Below are 18,852 nucleotides of genomic sequence, written 5' to 3'. Positions count from 1 at the left end.
CCGGCTGATTTCCCACCATTTGAGCACCGATGCCGGTGCATGGCAGCCTCGTGGCTCGGCTCGGCAGGTGACGCGGCAAACAAAACTGTGCAAGATTCGAGCTGGATGATTCGCGGCGTTTTGTTCGCTGGCGGTATCGCCTACAGTCGAGACCAATGACTGCGCGGCCCGTCCTGCGACGCGGCCGCAGAAACGGGGATAAACATGGCACAGCCCAATGTAGCGCGCGAGCCTTCGATGGACGAAATTCTCGCCTCCATTCGAAAGATCATCGAGAGCAACGAGCCCGGCATACCCGGCTTCCCCGCAAATGACTTCGGCCCCGGACGACAGGAGGACGAAGACTCCGGACGCGCCGAGGAGGAAGGTGACGCCGAGGATATTCACCTGACCATCGACGACGATGTGCTGGTGGCGGAATTCGAGGCGCAGCAAGAGCAGCACAGGCCCACCGAACAGCCCCAGGCGCATGACCTGCCGCAGGAAAGCGCAAGGCCTGCCGCAGCGGCGACGCCGCCTCTGTCCCTCGCCGATGTCGCCGCGCGCGTGCGCGCCGCCTCGGAACGGCATTCCGCGCCGCAAAGGGAGGCCGAGGAGGCCCCGCGCGCCAGGATGGAGAACCCTCTTGTGACCTCGCGCATGGCGCCGGAGCCGGAGCCGATATCGAGCATCGGGCAGAGGCAGGAAGCGGTCTCAGCGCCACTGTCGCAGCCGGCTGTTCATGCTGAACCAAGTGATTCCGATCCGCAGCCGGCCGCGAGCACGCCCATGGCGTCCGAAAGCAGCCGTTCCGCCGTGCCGATGGAGACGGCGACGACCGCTCTCCTGTCCCCGGCGGTCGGCGAACAGGTGGCCCGTTCCTTCGGCGATCTTGCCCTCGCCGTCGATAGCGGCGCCCGCCGCTCCTTTGACGAGATTGCCGAAGACATGCTGCGGCCGATGCTGCAGGAGTGGCTGGACGACAATCTGCCGACGCTTGTGGAGCGCCTGGTGCGCGAGGAGATCGAGCGGGTGGCGCGCGGCCCGCGCCGCTGATCGCCAAAGCGTCCGACATCGAGCCGCCAGTCGCCACACTGGCGGCTTTTTTGTTGTTATTGTTGACACCAATGCGCCGTTCCGCTTTACCAATCATCGATATCAATCCAGCAAGTTTGGTTCCAGAATGCTTGAAAAAACCTATGATTCCGCTGCTGTCGAACCGCGCATTGCCAAGCTCTGGGATGACGAGGATGCCTTCCGTGCCGGCGCCGGGGCAAAGCCGGGCGCCGAGAGCTTCTGCGTCGTCATTCCGCCGCCGAACGTTACCGGTTCGCTGCATATGGGCCACGCGCTAAACAATACGCTTCAGGATATCATGGTGCGGTTCGAGCGCATGCGCGGCAAGGACGTGCTCTGGCAACCGGGCATGGATCATGCCGGCATCGCTACGCAGATGGTCGTCGAGCGCAAGCTGATGGAGCGCCAGCAGCACCGCCGCGAAATGGGCCGCGATGCGTTCATCGACAAGATCTGGGAATGGAAGGCGGAATCCGGCGGCCTGATCTTCAACCAGCTGAAACGGCTTGGCGCCTCCTGCGACTGGTCGCGCGAGCGTTTCACCATGGACGAGGGCCTCTCGAAGGCGGTACTTGAAGTCTTCGTCTCCCTCTACAAGGAAGGCCTGATCTACAAGGACAAGCGCCTGGTCAACTGGGATCCGAAGCTCCTGACGGCGATCTCCGACCTGGAGGTCGAGCAGATCGAGACCGCCGGCCATCTCTGGCATCTGCGCTACCCGCTGGAGGAGGGCGTCACCTATCAGCATCCCGTCGCCTTCGACGAGGACGGCAAGGCGACCGAGTGGGAAACCCGCGACTATCTGGTGGTTGCCACGACGCGGCCGGAAACCATGCTCGGCGATACCGGCGTCGCCGTCCATCCGGACGACGAACGCTACAAGGCCATCGTCGGCAAGCATGTCTTGCTGCCGCTGATCGGCCGTGCGATCCCGATCGTCGCCGACGAATATCCCGATCCGACGGCCGGCACCGGCGCCGTGAAGATGACGCCCGCCCATGATTTCAACGATTTCGAGGTCGGCAGGCGCCGCCGTCTGCGGCAGGTCAATATCCTGACGATCGACGGCCGGCTGACGCTCGCCGGCAACGAGGATTTCCTTCACGATCTCCCCGCCGGTGCTGAACTGGAAGGACTGATCTCCACGCTCGAGGGTATGGAGCGCTTTGCCGCCCGCAAGGCGATCGTGTCCCTGTTCGAGGAACGCGGCCTGCTGGACAAGGTCGAGCCGCACAAGCACACCGTTCCGCACGGCGACCGGGGCGGCGTTCCGATCGAGCCGCGGCTGACCGAACAATGGTATGTCGATGCCAAGACCCTGGCGAAGCCGGCGATCGCCGCCGTTCGCGAAGGGCGCACCAATTTCGTTCCGAAAAATTGGGAAAAGACCTATTTCGAATGGATGGAGAATATCCAGCCCTGGTGCGTTTCCCGGCAATTGTGGTGGGGCCACCAGATCCCGGCCTGGTATGGGCCGGATGGACAGGTTTTCGTCGAAAAGACCGAGGAAGAGGCGCTGCACGCCGCCATCCAGCATTACATCGCCCATGAAGGCCCGATGAAGGCCTATGTCGAGGATCTTCTGGAGAATTTCCGTCCGGGCGAGATCCTCGTGCGCGACGAGGATGTGCTCGACACTTGGTTCTCCTCGGCCCTCTGGCCGTTCTCGACGCTCGGTTGGCCCGACAAGACCCCGGAACTCGACAAATACTATCAGACCGATGTGCTGGTCACCGGCTTCGACATCATCTTCTTCTGGGTTGCCCGGATGATGATGATGGGCATGCACTTCATGAAGGACGCCGACGGCACGCCGGTCGAGCCCTTCCATACCGTCTATGTCCATGCGCTGGTCCGCGACAAGAACGGCGCGAAGATGTCGAAGTCGAAAGGCAATGTCATCGATCCGCTGGAGCTGATCGACGAATATGGCGCCGATTCGTTGCGGTTCACGCTGGCCATCATGGCGGCGCAGGGTCGCGACGTGAAGCTCGATCCGGCCCGCATCGCCGGATACCGGAATTTCGGCACGAAGCTCTGGAACGCGACGCGTTTTGCCGGCATGAACGGCGTCGCCAACGATCCGAAATTCGTGCCCGAAGCCTGTTCGCTGACCATCAATCGCTGGATCCTGACGGAGCTTTCCCGCACGATCCGCGACGTGACCGAAGCCATCGAGGACTATCGTTTCAACGAAGCCGCAGGCGACCTCTATCGCTTCGTCTGGAACCAGTTCTGCGACTGGTACCTAGAGCTGCTGAAACCCGTCTTTGCCGGCGACGATCCGGCGGCGAGAAGCGAATCGCAGGCTTGCGTCGCCTATGTGCTGGATGAGACCTACAAGCTGCTGCATCCCTTCATGCCGTTCATGACGGAGGAACTCTGGGCGCAGACGGCAGGCGAGGGCGCTACGCGAGACGGGCTTCTCTGCCATGCGGACTGGCCGGCGGCCTCCTATGCCGATGATGCCGCGGCCGGCGAGATCAACTGGCTGATCGACCTGGTTTCGGGCATCCGCTCGGTGCGCTCCGAAATGAACGTGCCGCCGGCCGCGATCGCGCCGCTGGTCGTCGTCGGGGCAAGCACGCTCACCAGGGAAAGGCTCGACAGCCACGCCGCCGCCATTCGCCGGCTCGCCCGCATCGACGCGATCGAACTGTCGGATGCCGCGCCGAAGGGAAGCGCCCAGATCATCGTCGGCGAGGCGACGGTCTGCCTGCCGCTCGGCAAGCTGATCGATCTCAACGCCGAAAAGCAGCGTCTCGAAAAGGCCATCGGCAAGGTCGACCAGGAGCGCGAGCGCATCCTCGGCAAGCTTTCCAATGAGAAATTCGTCGCCAACGCACGACCCGACGTGGTCGAGGCGGAGCGCGAACGACTGGCGGAACTGGAAGGCCAGAAGGCATCACTGGCCGTCGCGCTGGCACGCGTCTCCGACGCTGGCTGAGATGTGACGTTTCGGCGAAAACAACAACAAGGGCGCCACTGGCGCCCTTGTTGTTAAGCGTTGATTCCATTGACGCAAATCAAGGCAGGCTGTCACCAGACCGCTCGGTTTTCCTTCTCTGTGTCGAATGTACCGTTTTAAAGGCCTGCAGACCTCAAAAAATGGCGATGTTGTGTCGAAGTGACACTTCGTGAAATTTGAGGGAGATTATTCTAAAATACGATCCACTATAATTGCCGGATGGAATTTTGTTCCGATCGTGACAAATTATCGGTGGCTGTGGATTTTCTTACGTAAATTTTTCGTGATGCGCGGCCTCCGATCCCTAGAACTAGGTATTTGCCATTCTCGAATCCCGGCGGATAGTCGCTGTCAAGGCCGGCTTCGCGTCGGCCCGTGATTTGGGTTCAGGGGAGGAACGGATGGCTCATCATAAATTCAGGACGGCGATGACGGCGGCGGTTGCGGTCCTGCTCACCACGACGGCGGCGAGCGCCGGCGGTCTGGAGCGGGGCGGCTACAATATCGATCTGCTGTTCGATCCATCCGACTACGCGGCCGAGGCGGCAGCGACTTATGTCAATCCGCAGCGTGAATTGAACAATGTCGTTGATGAGAATCTATCGGATGGCGTTGGTTCGAATGGTATCGGCGGTGGTCAAACGAATGGCGTCAGCGATACCGAAGGTTACTGGGTGCCGCGCATCGGTGTAAAGGCTGGTATCGGCGACAATGTCGACTGCATGGCCGATTATTCGCAGCCTTGGGGTGCTCATACCAACCCCGGTTCCGGATGGATGGGTGCCAATGACAATATCGAAACGAAGATAGAAAGTGACAACTACGCTGCCACCTGCTCCTATAAGTGGGACGCTGGAAAAGGTCAGTTTCGGATTATTGGTGGCGGCTTTTATCAAGAAATCAGCGGCTTTAAGGAGCGCTTTGTAAGCCCTATTCTTGCTCCGGGATTTGACGGGGTTGGCCGCCTAGACCTGGAGGGCAGTGGTTGGGGTTGGCGGGCCGGTGCGGCTTACGAAATTCCCGAGTATGCGTTTCGTGCAAGTTTGGTTTATAACAGTGCGGTTGACCTGGACAATCTAGGGGGAACGATTGACCTTACTGGGGTTATCCTGCCCATTCGAGATGCGAGCGGCGCCGTTATTGGAACTACTCCCGGCACCAAGTACGACGTATCAAGTTTTGCTTCTATGCCGGACTCGCTAGAACTCAAGGTTCAGTCTGGCGTAGCCCCCGGTTGGCTTGTCTTCGGGTCCGTCAAGTGGACTGATTGGAGCCAGTTGCAGGTCATTCAGGTTACTCCGGACAACACGCTCGATCCACGCAACCGTCCGACGAGCCTTACGCTGCTCTATCGAGATGGTTGGACGGTTTCGGGTGGTGTTGGTCATAAATTCAACGACCAGTGGAGCGGTGCGGCAAGCGTAACCTGGGATCGCGGTACGAGCCATGGCTACGGCAACCAGACCGACACTTGGACGCTCGGAACCGGCGTATCCTACACACCGACGGAAAATGTCGAGCTGAGACTGGCCGGCGCCATCGGCGTCCTGACGAGCGGCAGTTCAGTTGGCGAGGACGTGTCCTACGATTTCGACACCGACATCGTTACCGCCATTTCGACATCCCTGAAAGTCAAGTTCTGACAATTCCGCATCACTGAAAGCCCGGCCAGTTCGCCGAGCTTTTTGCTGTCAGAGGGCTTGCCTCGCCGCGTCGGCCGAGGCTTCTTAATATTGCATATTAGCCGTTCATTTTGTGACGATTCCGCAACACATTCTCTCCATAGTCGCCGGGCGCTGGCCGATGGCCGATTATGTCTATTTCCCGCCACAAACTGGGAGCACCGATGAGCTTGACAAACCTGCAAAGAAGTCTTGAGCATGCGGTGTTTGAGGTAAGATGAATCGTCGCTTTGTCGAATATATCCATGTTTCCCATGATGTTGCCGGGCGTCAACGCAGTTCTTCGGGACTGTTCGCTGTTGCCTGCGAGATTGGACGGAGCGATGGGAAAACGACAGGCCGCAGTCTTGCCGGAAATCTTGCATACGGTGGCAAAACCGTCCGCAGGATACCGGGCGGAACGCGGCGCGACGGGCGATCTGCCCGGCACTCCGGCTTTGGTGCTGGCGACAGGAGATTTACCGGGACCGGCGATAAGCGGTTTTCGGTCTTGAACGGAAGAAATAGACTATCATGCTGATACGCGGTTACCGGTCGTTGACGTTTCTTGTTCTGGGTGTTGCGCTGGCGCTGACGACGCAGGAGCGAGCGGCCCAGGCCTTCGATCCGGGTGCCGGAGTGACGAAGGAATCGGGACCCTTCGCCCTCTTCAAGTTCGGTTTCTCCGCTTATAAGAACGGCCGCAAGGACGAAGCGGTCGAGGCCTATCGCTACGCCGCCGAAAAGGGCCATACCGGCTCGCGCTGGGCCCTTGCCAATATGTATGCCTATGGCGACGGCGTTACCGAAAACGACCTCGAAGCCTTCAAGATCTATAGCGAGATCGCCCAGAAGGGCGTCGAACCGGGCTCGGAAGATACGGGCTATTTCGTCAATGCGCTGATTTCGCTTGCCGGCTATTACCGGCGCGGCATTCCCGACAGCCCGGTGAAGAGCGACCTCAATCAGGCTCGCCAGCTCTATTTCCAGGCTGCTTCGACCTTCGGCGTTGCGGAAGCGCAGTTTCAGCTGGCAAAAATGCTGCTCTCGGGCGATGGCGGCAGCGTCAATGTCCAGCAGGCTAAGAAATGGCTCAACCGCGCCCGCAAGAGGGGCCATGCCGGCGCCATGGGCGTTTTCGGCAATGTGATCTTCCAGGAAGGCCAGACGGCACGCGGTCTCGCCTATATGACCGCCGCTCTCGACCAGTGTACCCCCAAGGAGCGGCCCTGGCTGCAATCGCTGCAGGAACAGGCCTTCTCGCTTGCCAGCGAAGACGACCGCCGGGCGGCCGTCTCCATGTCGCACAGCATCCATCTCGACAACGACTGAGCCGCTTTCGCGGCAGCATCACGCCGCGAAATTAAATTGTGCGGCCACCGGCACATGATCGGACGGCTTTTCCCAGGCGCGCACGTGTTTTTCGATCGCGGTGGACTGCAACCGGTCGGCCGCTTCCGGCGACAGCATCAGGTGATCGATGCGAATGCCGAAATTCTTCGGCCAGCATCCCGCCTGATAGTCCCAGAACGTATAGAGCGCCGCCTCGTCGGAGGTCGCGCGGACGGCATCGGTGAAGCCGAGATTTTCCAGGCGGCGGAAAGCCTGGCGCGTGCGCGGCTGAAACAGCGCGTCGTTCCGCCAGACCTTGACGTCCCAGCAATCGTGCGGCTCGGCAATGACATTGTAGTCGCCCGCCAGGATCAATGGTTCCTCCAGCGCGAGGCGGCTGGCGGCGAAGGCATTGAGACGCTCCATCCAGGAGAGCTTGTAAGGAAACTTTTCGGTTTCGATCGGATTGCCGTTGGGCAGATAGAGGGAGCAGACGCGCACGGCGCCGCCCTTGATCGAAAACACCCCTTCGATGAACCGCGACTGCGCGTCGCCATCGTCTCCCGGCAGGCCGCGGTTGACTTCATCGGGGCGCTGCTTGGACAGCAGCGCTACGCCGTTGAAGCCTTTCTGGCCGTGGGTTTCGACATGATATCCCAGCGCCTCGATCTCCGAGCGCGGAAAGCCCTCGTCGACCGTCTTGATTTCCTGCAGGCAGGCGATGTCCGGCTCTGATTCTTTCAGCCAGGCCACGAGAACGTCCAGCCTGGCCCTGACGCCATTGATGTTCCAGGTCACGATTTTCATGGGTGGAGGCGTCCTTTTCGACTGACGGCGCGGGGGCGTTGCCTCCTTTTAGCGCCGGCCGGTTTCTTTGACAAATGCAATGGCATGCGGCAGCGAGCGGCGGTGAATTGCTTCCGTGAAGCGGGTCGCTATAGTCCGTTCATGATCGAACTGCTCACAACCTACTGGCCGCATTTCCTGGCGGTGCTTTCCGTGGTGCTCGGCGTACCCGCCGCCATTCACGCCGCCATGACCAAGGACGAGGTGCGCTCGGCAATTGGCTGGGTCGGGGTGATTCTTCTCTCGCCGGTGCTGGGAGCGCTGCTCTACGCGGTTGCCGGCATCAACCGGATCCGGCGTTCGGCCATCGAGCAGCAGCGGTCGCAGGCGAGGGGGCACGGCCCGGATGCGGCCGGCCATGCCGATATCTCAGGTGCAGCCATCGCCGAGCGTTTCGGCCAGCGCTTTGCCGCCATGAAGATGCTTGGGGACCGCGTCAGCCGGCATCGCCTCTGTTCCGGCAACATGATCACCATGCTGGAAGGCGGCGATGCGGCCTACCGGGCGATGCTGCAGGAGATCCAGGCAGCCCGTCGTTTCATCCTGCTCGAAACCTATATCTTCGACCGTGATGCCGTCGGCCTCCGTTTCGCGGATGCGCTGATTGCCGCGGCAAAGCGCGGGGTTGAGGTGCGCGTCCTGATCGATGCGGTCGGCGCGCGCTATTCGACGCCCAGCATCGTCGGATATATCGAGGCCGGCGGCGTGAAGGTAAAGGTGTTCAACGGCAACATCATCATGGGCCTGCGTCTGCCCTATGCCAATCTGCGCACCCACCGGAAAATCCTTGTGGTCGATGGCACGGTCGCCTTTAGCGGCGGCATGAATATCCGCTCGGGCTTCACGGCGGAATTCGCTGGCGAAAGCGTGGCGCGCGATACCCATTTCCGCCTCACCGGACCGGTCGTCGCCGACCTGTTCCAAGTTGCGCGTGAGGATTGGCAGTTCGCCAGCCGCGAGGACCTCGACGGCGCGGCGTGGCGCATGCCGCCTCTCGCGGAGAACCGGAAGGCATCCATGCTGATGCGCGTCGTTCCGTCGGGGCCCGACAGGACGAACGAATCAAACCACAAGATGATGATGGGCGCCTTTTCCGTGGCGCGGCGCAGCATCCGCATCATGTCGCCCTATTTCCTGCCCGACAGGGAATTGATCAGCGCGCTGGTGACGGCTTCGATGCGCGGCGTCGAAGTGGATATCGTCGTTCCCGCCGCCAACAATCTCGTTCTTGTCGACCGGGCGATGACGGCGCAATTCGATCAGATACTGAAAGGCGGGTGTCGCATCTGGCGCTCCAGGGGCGCCTTCAATCATTCGAAGATGATGGCCGTGGATGGGCGCTGGGCCTATGTCGGCTCGTCCAATCTCGACCCGCGCTCGCTGCGCCTCAATTTCGAAATCGATATGGAAGTGCTGGACAGCAATTTCGCCAGTGGCGTCGGCCAGAAAATCCTTTCGGCCCTGAAACAGGCGGACGCGGTCACCCTGGCCGACCTGAAGGCAAAGCCATTCGCCACGCGGCTTCTCAACCGGATTTTATGGCTGGGCTCGCCCTATCTTTGATCCGCGATTGGCGCTCAAAGTGAAAAACTGGTGCCGCATCCGCAGCTTGCGACGGCATTTGGATTCTTGATCTGAAAGGACTGGCCGAGAAGATTGTCGACGAAATCGATTTCCGACCCGCTCATATAGACCAGCGACAGGCTGTCGATCAGCACCTTCGCATCGCCCTTTTCAAGGATGAGATCATCATCGTCGGCATTGCCGACCAGATCGAACTTGTAGGAAAATCCCGAGCAGCCGCCGCCTTCGACGGAGACCCGCATGGCCGTCTTTTCGGCATCGGATTTGAGGATGGCGGCGATGCGTTTTGCCGCCGAGTCCGAGAGTGTTACCGTTTCTGCAGTCATATCCACCTCCTGCCGGGGTCAAGAACCGGAGAGATTCGCCATTGGCGCCATCCGTTGCGCGCCATGCTTGCCCGCCGGGAGAAATACCGGCGTCCAACCTCTTGTTTTCACTCAGAGTCAGCGCCATTTCCACTCGGCGCTTTCCTGCCGCGCCCACTATAGGTATGAAGGCGCAAGGACCGCGTCAATGGGATGCCGGGTGGGAAATGACATTGGACAGACAAGCGCTTGGTTTCGGTTCGGGTGAACGTGCGGTTTTTTCTTCCGATCCGTGGGCGAGCCGGGGGCGGCTCCATCCGGAAACCTCCAGCCCGACACGGTCCGATTTTCAGCGAGATCGCGACCGCATCGTCCATACGACCGCCTTCCGCCGGCTGAAGCACAAGACCCAGGTCTTCATCGCCGCCGATGGCGACCATTATCGCACGCGCCTGACCCATACGATCGAAGTGGCGCAGATCGCCCGAGCTTTGGCGCGTGCTCTGAAGCTCGACGAGGATCTGGCCGAGGGCGTGGCGCTCGTCCATGATTTCGGCCACACGCCCTTCGGCCATACCGGCGAGGACGCGCTGGCCGAGATGCTCGAGCCCTATGGCGGCTTCGACCACAATGCCCAGTCTCTGCGGATCGTCACCAAGCTCGAGCGCCGCTATGCCGAGTTCGACGGCCTCAACCTGACCTGGGAGAGCCTGGAAGGGCTGGTCAAGCACAACGGCCCGCTGGCGAACATCGACGGTGGAGGCCTGCGCGGACCGATCCCGCGGCCGATCCTCGACTATTGTGCCCTGCATGATCTGGAATTGTCGAGCTTTGCCAGCCTTGAGGCGCAGGTGGCCGCGATTGCCGATGATATCGCCTATAATACCCATGATATCGACGACGGCTTGCGGTCCGGCTATCTGACATTCGACATGCTGGAGGAGGTTCCCTTCCTCGCCGGGCTGATGCGCGAGGTGGGCGACCGCTATCCGGGACTGGAGACAAGCCGCTTCACCCACGAGATCATGCGCCGCCAGATCACCGCCATGGTGGAGGACGTGATTTCCGTGGCGCAGGATAATCTGAGGCAGGTGCGGCCGCAAAGTGTTGCGGATGTTCGCGGCGCCGGGCGGGTGATCGCGACCTTCTCCGAAGCGATGTCGCAGACGGACGTGCAGATCAAGAAGATGCTGATGACCCGCATCTACCGCCATCCCGACGTCGTTCTGGTACGCCAAAACGCGGCGTCCATCGTCGCCGATCTCTACAGGGCGTTCATGGCCGAGCCGCGCGAGATGCAGAAACATTACTGGATCGACCAGATCGCCGGCATGGCGGAAGCCGCCAAGGCTCGTCATGTCGGCGACTATATCGCCGGAATGACCGATACCTATGCGATCGCGGCGCACCGTCGCTTGTTTGACCATACACCGGAATTGCGGTAGTCACCGCGCCGGTTGGCGGCAGCGAGGACATATCGGCTGTCGCGATCGCGAACGATATCAACGCGGTCTCGCGCGCCTCTGGGCGGAGCCGAGCGGATGGGTGCCATGAATCTTTTCACAGACTTCGAATCAAGAATTAAAAACGTGCTGGAAACGCTTGATATCGTCCGTGAAAAGCGATCGGAGATCGATTTCGGCCGGATCAGCGTGGAATCACCGCGGGATGCCAGCCACGGCGATGTCGCGACCAACGCCGCCATGGTCCTGGCCAAGCCGCTCGGCACGAATCCGCGCGCGCTTGCCGACCAGATCGTCGAGAAATTGAAAGAGGATCCGGAAGTCACGGATGTCTCCGTGGCAGGCCCTGGCTTCATTAATGTGAAACTGTCCGTCGCCTACTGGCAGAAACTGCTGGCCGTGATGGTCGGCGAGGGAACGGACTATGGCAGGAGCGCCGTCGGCGCCGGCCACAAGGTGAATGTCGAATATGTCTCGGCCAATCCGACCGGGCCGATGCATGTCGGCCATTGCCGGGGTGCCGTCGTCGGCGATACGCTTGCCAATCTCCTGGAGTTCGCCGGCTACGAGGTCGTCAAGGAATATTACATCAATGATGCCGGCTCGCAGATCGATGTGCTGGCCCGCTCGGCCTTTCTCCGGTACCGCGAAGCGCTCGGCGAAAAGATCGGCGAGATTCCGGCCGGGCTTTATCCGGGCGATTATCTCGTTCCGGTCGGCCAGGCGCTGGCCGACGAGTTCGGCACCAGCCTGAGGATCATGCCGGAAGACAAATGGATGCCCTTCGTCAAGGAGCGGACCATCGATGCAATGATGGTAATGATCCGCGAAGACCTCGCGGCCCTCAATGTCCATCACGACGTGTTCTTCTCCGAGCGCGCGCTGCACGCCGATGGCGCCGGGCGGATCCGCAACGCCATCAACGACCTGACCTTCAAGGGGCATGTCTACAAGGGCTCGCTGCCGCCGCCGAAGGGGCAATTGCCCGAGGATTGGGAAGACAGGGAACAGACCCTCTTCCGCTCGACCGAGGTCGGCGACGACATCGACCGGCCGCTGATCAAGTCGGATGGCTCCTATACCTATTTCGCTGCCGACGTCGCCTATTTCAAGGACAAGTTCGACCGCGGCTTCAGCGAGATGATCTATGTCCTGGGCGCCGATCACGGTGGCTATGTCAAGCGGCTGGAAGCCGTTGCGCGCGCCGTTTCGGGCGGCGCCTCCAAGCTGACCGTGCTTCTGTGCCAGTTGGTCAAGCTCTACCGTGACGGCGAGCCGGTGAAGATGTCGAAGCGGTCGGGCGATTTCGTCACCCTGCGTGACGTGGTCGAGGAAGTTGGCCGCGACTCGGTCCGCTTCATGATGATCTATCGCAAGAGTTCCGAACCGCTCGATTTCGACTTTGCCAAGGTCACGGAACAGTCCAAGGACAATCCGGTCTTCTACGTGCAATATGCCCATGCGCGCTGCATGTCTGTCTTCCGGCAGGCGGGTGAAGCCTTGCCGGATGTGGATTTTTCGACTGTGGATCTGGCCGGCGCCGTTGCCGGCAATATCGTCGATGCGAATGAACTGCAGCTGGTGGCCAAGCTTGCAGAATATCCGCGCATCATCGAGGCGGCGGCACAGTCGCAGGAGCCTCACCGGATCGCGTTTTACCTCTATGATCTTGCCAGCGCCTTCCACGCGCACTGGAATAAAGGTAAAGAGTCTCCGGAATTACGTTTTGTTAACGATAAAAATAGAGAATTGACCATCGCCAGATTAGGGCTGGTGCGTGCTGTCGCCTCGGTATTGAAGTCGGGCCTGTCCATAACAGGTACTGCTGCGCCGGATGAGATGCGATAAGTATTGTCACCATTTCCCCACAAAGCACTGGCAATGACTGGCTAGTAAGTTGTGAGTGGAGCGCATGGCAGACAAACAATTGGCACGAAGCGGGACTGCGGATTTCGACGTTCTGGCGGATGATGATCCGCTGGCCGAACTTGCCCGTATTGTCGGCTACGACAATCGCCCTGCGGTCCAGCAGTTGCAGGAGCTGGAAAAGCACCGGGATCTGGTGCGCCGGGAACCGGTGATGAATCTGGAAGACGAACTCCTGCGCGAGTTCGACGTCTACGATGCGCCGACACCGGCGCCTGCCGTATCTCTTGCGGATACAGTGCCGGAAGAGGTGCAGCCGCTGCCGTTCGACACTGTCCAGGCAGATGGCCCGGCGACGTTCGAACCCGACGAGCCCGTAGCGATCGATTATCAGGAAGAGCTCCTGCAGACGCCGTCCCCGGAATGGGATATGCCTGCCGTAGAGATTGAACCGGTCTCGCATGAGGCCGATGTCTTCGAACCCGCCGCGCTGGAACAGGCGCCCGTCCAGGCCTCGGTACATGAGCCGGAGTTCGCTGCGGCGCCGCAGGCCGATTGGGCGATGGAGGAGTGGGACCAGCAGGCTTTCGACGGCGCCGCACTCGAGCGCGAGCTTGAACTGTCGATCGGCTCCGACGAACCGGTCGAGATGGACCGTGCCGAGGCGCTACCGCAGCATGTTCAGCATTTCGAGCCAGAAGCGGAACCTGTCGCCGAAGTCGCGTCGGTTGAAGAGGCTTTTCCTTCAGCCGGCGACGGTTCCTTCTTAAAGACAGCGACATTCGAACCCGTCACCGAGCAAGCGCCTCCGGCAGATGAGCAGGCCATATTCGAACTGCCCTTCGAGCCGTCGCAGCAGGACGAAGCCGCCGAGCAGCGCGCTGTGTCGGATACAGGCGACGTCTTTATTTCTCCGGCCGACCCGCATGGCATCGATGCCTTGCTTGCCGATATCGAGCGGTTTCCGGTTCCGGTCACGAACAATGCGCGGGTAAGCGCGTCTCCGGATACGGGTCGGAAGGTCAATTTCCCCTTCACGCCGACATTCAGCCGGGCAACGCCGGTCGCTTCCAATGGAGGCGTGCTGTCGCAGAAGGCGTTTGCAACCCCGCTGCCGGCAGCCGTGCCGGTTGCAGTTCCTTTTGTCGCCACGCAAACCGCCTATCAACCGGCGGCAGCCGAGCCGGTCGTGGTCGAGGCCGCCGAGGCGCTGACCCCGTCGGTCGATGCCGAGCCTGATTTCGACATTGATTCGTTTGAAATGGACCTGTCGGGTATCGACCTCGACATCGATCCCGCTGAGTTCGAAACGGCTGCGCAGGAAACGGCTTTTGCACCGGTGCAGCCCGCCATGGCCAAACCGGCCGCGGTTAATCTACAGCAGGCGGCCGCCGCTTTCGTGCCGGCGATGGAGCAGATCGAGGAAGAGCCGGAGAGCGTCCTTCCTTTCGATCCCTCGATGATCTCGGAGCCGGAAGAAAGCCTGGTGGCGATGGCCGAGCTCAATGTGCCGCAATTGCCGGTCGTCGAGCAGGAGCGGCCGGTCGCCCAGCAGCCGGATTACGATCTGGATATCGACGCCGAGATGGCGCAGCTTTTCGGCACGCCGAGCCGCAGCGCCCGCGGCACTCCGGCCGAAGAGGATCACGCATTCGGATCTGTCGCTGCGCCGAAATCGCCAGCTGTCGGAAATGCCCGCCCGGAAGATGATTTCGAAGAATTCGAAAAGGCGATGGAGGAAGATTTCCGCCAGTCGCTGACCCAGGGCCAGCAGCCCGACCCGGCGGCCGATCGCCTGGCAGTCGGATCGGGTTATGCCGCCGAAAATCAATATGACGACGAGCAGGCCGGTATCGGCAAGCGCCGCCGCCTTTTGCTTGCCGCCACGGTGGCATGCATTGCAATTTTCGGCGGCGCAGGCGTCTACGCATTCCTGGGCGGCGATGGCATTGTGCAATCCGGCGGCGAGCCGAAAATCATCCTGGCCGACAAGACGCCGGTAAAGGTGGTTCCTGTGGAAAAGGGCGGCAAGACCGTGCCGAACCAGGACAAGGCCGTCTATGACCGCGTTGCCGGCACGCAGGACACCGCCCCGCAACAGGATGCGCTGGTTTCCTCCACCGAAGAGCCGATCGATGTCGTCCAGCGCACACTCACGCCTGAGGACCTGCCGCTGGAAGGTCGCGCAGATGATCTGCCGGGTCTCACGCCTTTGGACGATGACGGTGCCGATCGGCTGTTGCCTGAGGGACAGGCGGCGGAGAACGCCGCTGATGCAGACCCGGCGCTGGCCCTTTCGCCACGCAAGGTCCGCACGATGATCGTCAAGCCGGACGGAACGCTGGTTGCCCGCGAAGAGCCGGCGCCGACTGAAGTTGCATCGGCGGATGCCGGCCCTGCGACACAGACGGTCAAGACGACGACAATCGCTCCTGCCTCGCAGACCGGCGCCACGCCGCAAGCCCAGCAGGTAGAAAAAAGCGCGCTTGCGCAGGCCGCCGAGGCAAGGGTCGAAGAAACCGCGCCGGTTCGCTCCGTCAAGACGACGGCGGTTGGCGACGGTAGCCCGGTTCCGCAGGCCCGTCCGACCGGCGAGCAGGCAAAGCCCGTCGATACCTCCAAGACCGAGCAGGCCCAGCCTGCGGTCGAGGCCAAGCCAGTAGAGACGGCGTCGATCGCGCCGGGCACCTATGTCATCCAGATCGCCTCGCTGCCGTCCGAAGCCGAAGCCCAGAAGTCGTACAATACGCTCTCGGGCCGGTATGCTGGCGTTATCGGTGGCAAGGGCGTCGATATCAAGAAGGCCGAGATTGCCGGCAAGGGAACCTATTTCCGGGTTCGCATTCCAGCCGGCACGAGGGACGAGGCAAATGCGCTGTGCTCTCGCTACAAGAGCGCCGGCGGCAGCTGCCTCGTGACCCGCTGATCCGCTTCCGCGGATGATATATAAAAAGGCGCGGCCCACCGGTCGCGTCTTTTTCGCGTCTGGCGTCAGATGATGCGGCAATAGCTGTGAATGATTCGGCCCTGTTTCAAAACGCCGTTTCGCCTTGCGCGCCGCAGCGTCTATTGTTTCGGCATGAGCGAATCAAAAGCATTTATCTCCGGCTGCAAGGGCCTTGTCCTCACCCCCGACGAAAAGACCTTCTTTGCCGGCGAACGGCCCTGGGGCTTCATTCTTTTCGGGCGCAATATCGGCGAGCCGGAGCAGATCGCCGACCTTGTCGCGTCCCTGCGCGACAGTATCGGCAATCCCGCAGCGCCGGTGCTGATCGACCAGGAAGGCGGCCGGGTGCAGCGCATTCGCCCGCCGATCGTTGCCCAATATCCGAATGGCGCCGCCATTGGCGAGATTTACCGCCGGGATCGGGCTGAAGGACTTCGCGCCGCCTGGCTGATGTCGCGGCTCCATGCCTTCGATCTGATGCGGTTCGGCATCACCGTCGACTGCCTGCCGGTGCTAGATGTGCCGGTCGAAGGCAGCAATGAGGTGATCGGCAACCGCGCCTATGGCTACGATCCCCATGCAATTGCCGAAATCGGCGCAGCAGCGGCGGCCGGCCTGAAGGCGGGCGGCATGCTGCCGGTGATGAAACACATGCCGGGTCACGGTCGGGCCTTCGCCGATTCCCATCACAATCTGCCGGTCGTCGATGCTTCCTTCCAAGCCTTGGCCGCCAGCGATTTCCTGCCTTTCGCGGCGATGAAAGACGAGCTGATGGCGATGTCGGCGCATATCGTTTTCACGGCGATCGACCCGGACAATCCGGCGACCACGTCCGAAAAGGTCGTCCGGGAAATCATCCGCGGCCATATCGGCTTCGACGGGCTGCTGATGTCGGACGATGTGTCGATGAATGCGCTTGCCGGCAATATCGAGGAGCGGGCCCGCGGCATCGTCGCGGCCGGTCTCGACATGGTTCTGCATTGCCATGGCATCATGGAGGAAATGCTCCAGGTGGCGCGTGTCGTGCCGGTGGTTGCAGGGGAGACGCTGCGGCGGGCAAGGGCGGTGGAGGCGGGTTTCGCCAAGCCTGATAGCGCCGACGAGGCCGCGCTGCGCGACGAGTTCAACGGCATGCTGGCGATCGCATAGCATGTCGGGTTCAATGGCGGAGCAATCGTGAACAACGCCGGTGATACACAGAAGAGACCGGCGGCGAGGGCGCCCATGGACCCTCTGTGGCAGGACGACGGCGCGACGGATCGCGGCTTGCACGAGGAGGCGCTCGTCGTCGATATCGCCGGCTTCGAAGGCCCGCTTGACCTCCTGCTGCATCTCGCCCGCAACCAGCGCGTCGATCTTTCGCGCATCTCCGTTCTGGCGCTTGCGGAGCAGTATATCGCCTTCATCGAACGTGCCCGCAGCATCCGGCTTGAGCTTGCGGCCGATTATCTGGTGATGGCAGCCTGGCTGGCCTTCCTCAAATCGCGCCTTCTCATTCCGCAGCAGGCCAAGGACGAGGGACCGTCCGGCGAGGAAATGGCGTCGGCGCTCGCTTTCCGCCTCAAGCGGCTTGAGGCCATGCGCGATGCGGCAAGCCGGCTGGTCAATCGCAACCGTCTCGGCCGCGACGTCTTTGCCCGCGGGGCACCAGAGCATATTCCGGTCGAGAAGAAATCCGCATTCGAAGCGTCCCTCTACGACCTGCTCAGCGCCTATGCGTCGCTGCGCCAGCGTGAAGCGGTGATGCAGGTGACCATCGAGAAGCGCCAGGTCTGGTCGCTTTCCGATGCACGGCTGCTGCTTGCCCGCCTGGTCGGCGATATGGTGGAGTGGACGGCGCTCGATCATTTCCTGCTGCGCTATATGACCGGTCCCAAGGAACGAGCGACGGCGATCGCCAGTTCCTTTGCCGCATCACTCGAAATGGTACGCGAGGGGCGGCTGGAAATTCGCCAGGACGGCGCCTTCTCGCCGATCTACCTGCGCCAGGGGCCAAACCCGCTGACCGCAGAGATATTGGCGGAAATGGAGGCGGGACGTGACTGATCCGCAGAATGATCTGCCCGGCATGAGGCCGGCCGAGGAGAACGGTGGCGCGGAGGAAATGCGGCTCGATGCACGCGCGGAGCAGGAGGCCGAGCGGATTGCCGAAGCGCTCGTGTTTGCCTCGGCGCAACCGGTCTCGGAAACCTATATCGCCGCCCGCCTGCCAAGGGGCGCCGATGTGCCGCGCATCATGGCGCGGCTGAAGTCGCTCTATGCCGATCGTGGCGTCCATCTGCTGCAGGTTGCCGATCACTGGGCGTTCCGCACCGCCGCCGATCTGTCCTTCGTCGTCCAGACCGATGAGAACGAAGTGAGGAAACTGTCGCGCGCCGCGCTCGAGGTGCTGGCGATCATTGCCTATCACCAGCCTGTCACACGGGCGGAAATCGAGGATATTCGCGGCGTGCAGACATCGAAAGGCACGATAGATGTTCTGATGGAGGCCGGCTGGATCCGGTTTCGCGGTCGCCGCCGCACGCCCGGCCGGCCGGTGACCTTCGGCACGACGCGCGATTTTCTCGATCATTTCGGTCTGGAGGAACTGCGCGATCTGCCTGGTCTCGAAGAATTGAAGGGCGCCGGATTGCTCTCCGGCCGCATCCCTTCGAATTTTCACATCCCCATGCCATTGGGCGACGACGATCTCGGCGAGGACGAAGACCCGATAACGCAGCTCGATCTCGAGGAACTCGGCCTTCTGGCGCCGAGCGGCGGCGATGAATAGGGCCGTGGTGGCTCTTCCGTTCGCGGCTTGCGTCATCGTCACGCATCCCCATCC

General features: G+C 61.5%; 13 protein-coding genes. 11 read left to right on the top strand and 2 right to left on the bottom strand.

Going from position 1 to position 18,852, the window contains the following annotated elements:
- Positions 1 to 204: 204 nt before the first annotated feature.
- The 4 genes from ASD31_RS15310 to exoR all read left to right on the top strand — a co-directional run bounded on the left by ASD31_RS15310 (position 205) and on the right by exoR (position 7,017).
- Positions 205 to 1,035 carry a PopZ family protein gene (locus ASD31_RS15310; RefSeq protein ID WP_056335369.1) on the top strand — a complete coding sequence of 277 codons (831 nt, stop codon included), beginning with the start codon at positions 205 to 207 and terminating at the stop codon, positions 1,033 to 1,035.
- Positions 1,036 to 1,162: 127 nt separating this feature from the next.
- A complete protein-coding gene (locus ASD31_RS15305) occupies positions 1,163 to 4,003 on the top strand; it encodes a valine--tRNA ligase (RefSeq protein WP_056335366.1) in 2,841 nt (946 codons plus the stop codon).
- Positions 4,004 to 4,425: 422 nt separating this feature from the next.
- Positions 4,426 to 5,667: an OmpP1/FadL family transporter gene (locus ASD31_RS15300; protein ID WP_056335363.1), complete on the top strand. Its 1,242-nt coding sequence runs from the start codon at positions 4,426 to 4,428 to the stop codon at positions 5,665 to 5,667.
- A 552-nt stretch (positions 5,668 to 6,219) separates the two neighbouring features.
- The gene (exoR, locus tag ASD31_RS15295) at positions 6,220 to 7,017 is read left to right on the top strand and encodes an exopolysaccharide production regulator ExoR (RefSeq protein WP_056335360.1); all 798 of its coding nucleotides are present in this window, start codon (positions 6,220 to 6,222) and stop codon (positions 7,015 to 7,017) included.
- 18 nt (positions 7,018 to 7,035) lie between these two features.
- Here exoR and xth read toward each other — a convergent pair whose 3' ends face one another.
- Entirely contained in the window at positions 7,036 to 7,824 is a 789-nt protein-coding gene (gene xth, locus ASD31_RS15290; protein ID WP_056335357.1) for an exodeoxyribonuclease III, read from the bottom strand.
- Positions 7,825 to 7,965: 141 nt separating this feature from the next.
- On the opposite strand from xth, the gene ASD31_RS15285 reads away from it, so the two are divergent.
- Positions 7,966 to 9,426, top strand: a complete 1,461-nt coding sequence (locus ASD31_RS15285; protein WP_056335354.1) for a phospholipase D-like domain-containing protein — start codon at positions 7,966 to 7,968, stop codon at positions 9,424 to 9,426.
- A gap of 14 nt (positions 9,427 to 9,440) precedes the next feature.
- On the opposite strand, the gene erpA is transcribed toward ASD31_RS15285, so the two are convergent.
- Positions 9,441 to 9,773 (bottom strand): iron-sulfur cluster insertion protein ErpA, encoded by a 333-nt coding sequence (gene erpA, locus ASD31_RS15280; RefSeq protein ID WP_056335352.1) that lies wholly within the window; start codon positions 9,771 to 9,773, stop codon positions 9,441 to 9,443.
- 206 nt (positions 9,774 to 9,979) lie between these two features.
- Here erpA and ASD31_RS15275 point away from each other — a divergent pair, with 206 nt between their 5' ends.
- The 6 genes from ASD31_RS15275 (at position 9,980) to scpB (ending at position 18,798) form a co-directional block, all read left to right on the top strand.
- Positions 9,980 to 11,197, top strand: coding sequence for a deoxyguanosinetriphosphate triphosphohydrolase (locus ASD31_RS15275; RefSeq protein ID WP_056335349.1), 1,218 nt, complete (start codon positions 9,980 to 9,982; stop codon positions 11,195 to 11,197).
- Positions 11,198 to 11,302: 105 nt separating this feature from the next.
- The gene (gene argS / locus ASD31_RS15270) at positions 11,303 to 13,063 is read left to right on the top strand and encodes an arginine--tRNA ligase (RefSeq protein ID WP_056335841.1); all 1,761 of its coding nucleotides are present in this window, start codon (positions 11,303 to 11,305) and stop codon (positions 13,061 to 13,063) included.
- Between the two features lie 64 nt (positions 13,064 to 13,127).
- Positions 13,128 to 16,007 carry an SPOR domain-containing protein gene (locus ASD31_RS15265; protein ID WP_056335346.1) on the top strand — a complete coding sequence of 960 codons (2,880 nt, stop codon included), beginning with the start codon at positions 13,128 to 13,130 and terminating at the stop codon, positions 16,005 to 16,007.
- A 153-nt stretch (positions 16,008 to 16,160) separates the two neighbouring features.
- Positions 16,161 to 17,177 carry a beta-N-acetylhexosaminidase gene (nagZ, locus tag ASD31_RS15260; protein WP_056335838.1) on the top strand — a complete coding sequence of 339 codons (1,017 nt, stop codon included), beginning with the start codon at positions 16,161 to 16,163 and terminating at the stop codon, positions 17,175 to 17,177.
- A gap of 75 nt (positions 17,178 to 17,252) precedes the next feature.
- A complete protein-coding gene (locus tag ASD31_RS15255; protein ID WP_056335343.1) occupies positions 17,253 to 18,074 on the top strand; it encodes a segregation and condensation protein A in 822 nt (273 codons plus the stop codon).
- On the top strand, positions 18,067 to 18,798 hold the full coding sequence (scpB, locus tag ASD31_RS15250; RefSeq protein WP_413813818.1) for an SMC-Scp complex subunit ScpB: 732 nt from the start codon (positions 18,067 to 18,069) through the stop codon (positions 18,796 to 18,798). The genes ASD31_RS15255 and scpB overlap by 8 nt, the downstream gene beginning before the upstream one ends.
- Positions 18,799 to 18,852: the final 54 nt, after the last annotated feature.

The organism is Rhizobium sp. Root482, assembly GCF_001426565.1.
GTDB lineage: Bacteria > Pseudomonadota > Alphaproteobacteria > Rhizobiales > Rhizobiaceae > Pararhizobium.
The sequence above is the reverse complement of the archived record's forward strand: the minus strand, read 5'-3'. Positions and strand labels throughout refer to the sequence as shown.

What these genes read in the sequence shown, in the direction of transcription:
- ASD31_RS15310 (WP_056335369.1), top strand. Translation starts at nt 205, where the DNA reads ATGGCACAGCCCAATGTAGCGCGCGAGCCTTCGATGGACGAAATTCTC.
- ASD31_RS15305 (WP_056335366.1), top strand. Translation starts at nt 1,163, where the DNA reads ATGCTTGAAAAAACCTATGATTCCGCTGCTGTCGAACCGCGCATTGCC.
- ASD31_RS15300 (WP_056335363.1), top strand. Translation starts at nt 4,426, where the DNA reads ATGGCTCATCATAAATTCAGGACGGCGATGACGGCGGCGGTTGCGGTC.
- exoR (WP_056335360.1), top strand. Translation starts at nt 6,220, where the DNA reads ATGCTGATACGCGGTTACCGGTCGTTGACGTTTCTTGTTCTGGGTGTT.
- xth (WP_056335357.1), bottom strand. Translation starts at nt 7,824, where the DNA reads ATGAAAATCGTGACCTGGAACATCAATGGCGTCAGGGCCAGGCTGGAC.
- ASD31_RS15285 (WP_056335354.1), top strand. Translation starts at nt 7,966, where the DNA reads ATGATCGAACTGCTCACAACCTACTGGCCGCATTTCCTGGCGGTGCTT.
- erpA (WP_056335352.1), bottom strand. Translation starts at nt 9,773, where the DNA reads ATGACTGCAGAAACGGTAACACTCTCGGACTCGGCGGCAAAACGCATC.
- ASD31_RS15275 (WP_056335349.1), top strand. Translation starts at nt 9,980, where the DNA reads ATGACATTGGACAGACAAGCGCTTGGTTTCGGTTCGGGTGAACGTGCG.
- argS (WP_056335841.1), top strand. Translation starts at nt 11,303, where the DNA reads ATGAATCTTTTCACAGACTTCGAATCAAGAATTAAAAACGTGCTGGAA.
- ASD31_RS15265 (WP_056335346.1), top strand. Translation starts at nt 13,128, where the DNA reads ATGGCAGACAAACAATTGGCACGAAGCGGGACTGCGGATTTCGACGTT.
- nagZ (WP_056335838.1), top strand. Translation starts at nt 16,161, where the DNA reads ATGAGCGAATCAAAAGCATTTATCTCCGGCTGCAAGGGCCTTGTCCTC.
- ASD31_RS15255 (WP_056335343.1), top strand. Translation starts at nt 17,253, where the DNA reads ATGGACCCTCTGTGGCAGGACGACGGCGCGACGGATCGCGGCTTGCAC.